Source organism: Arthrobacter sp. JCM 19049, assembly GCF_001310435.1.
Window position 1 is genome coordinate 1 of record NZ_BAXF01000756.1, and the last position, 838, is coordinate 838.

The following is an 838-nucleotide window of genomic DNA, read 5'->3' on the forward strand; positions in this document are numbered from 1 at the left end:
CCGGACAGCGCGTCCTCCAGCTCGCCGGGCGGGATCTTGCAGGCGCAGCCGCCGCCGTGGGCGTAGCCGGTCAGCCGCACCTGATCCGCGTGCGGGGCGCCGTTGTGCAGGGTGGTGTTCTTCTCCATGACGTGTTCCGGGATTGGTCCGGCGGCAGCCGCCGCCGCAATCCCGTGTTCCCCTTCCCATCCAGGTGTTGGTTCGTGCGCCCATTGCCCCGCGGCCGGTGCGCCCTGCGGTGGCACATCGATGCGGGAGGTCATGAGCTCCATCACATCGTGGCACATATCCCGGACTCCCGAGCGAAATGATGGCCGGATGTGAAGCCGGCTGCCAGGGTGGCCGGGGCGGGAATGAACAGCAGGCTGAGTGCCGGCGCCGCCGGGACCCGGGGCGGTGTTAGCATGATCACGGAGGCGTCCGGGTCCTGGTGGGCCCCCCGGTCTTCAAAACCGGTGAGACCGAGCATCTCGGTCTGGCGGGTTCGATTCCCGTCCGCTTCCGCCAACAGCCAACGCTCCACAGACTTTTGGAAGGGGCCCGTGGGCACCACCGACCGCGCCGACTCATCCCGCGCACCGACCGGTTGCTGGCCCACGAGCCGATCCGCCGCGCCGAGCAGCGCCTAGGTCCGAATCTGGTGCGCGGCATCATCCGCCAGGTGCAGGACCAGGCCCGGGCCGGGACCTGGCCCCCGAAGAGGTGGAAGACCAGGTGGTCGCGGCGCTGGCCCGGCACCGGCCCACCAGCTGCGCCCGGTACTCAACGCCACCGGCATCATCGTGCACACCAACCTGGGCCGCGCGCCGCTCTCCGCCTCCGCCCGTGAGGCCTGGTG

1 protein-coding gene, 1 tRNA gene and 1 pseudogene are annotated in these 838 nt (G+C 70.6%); 1 reads left to right on the forward strand and 2 read right to left on the reverse strand.

Features of this window, described 5'->3' with window-relative positions:
• Nucleotides 1-263: pseudogene (locus JCM19049_RS16015) on the reverse strand (hypothetical protein); the annotation flags it as partial.
• 149 nt (nucleotides 264-412) lie between these two features.
• On the opposite strand from JCM19049_RS16015, the gene JCM19049_RS16020 reads away from it, so the two are divergent.
• Nucleotides 413-507 (forward strand) — tRNA-Sec (locus JCM19049_RS16020).
• Nucleotides 508-625: 118 nt separating this feature from the next.
• Here JCM19049_RS16020 and JCM19049_RS21540 read toward each other — a convergent pair.
• A partial coding sequence (locus JCM19049_RS21540; RefSeq protein ID WP_279403417.1) for a hypothetical protein occupies nucleotides 626-838 on the reverse strand: 213 nt, incomplete at its 5' end.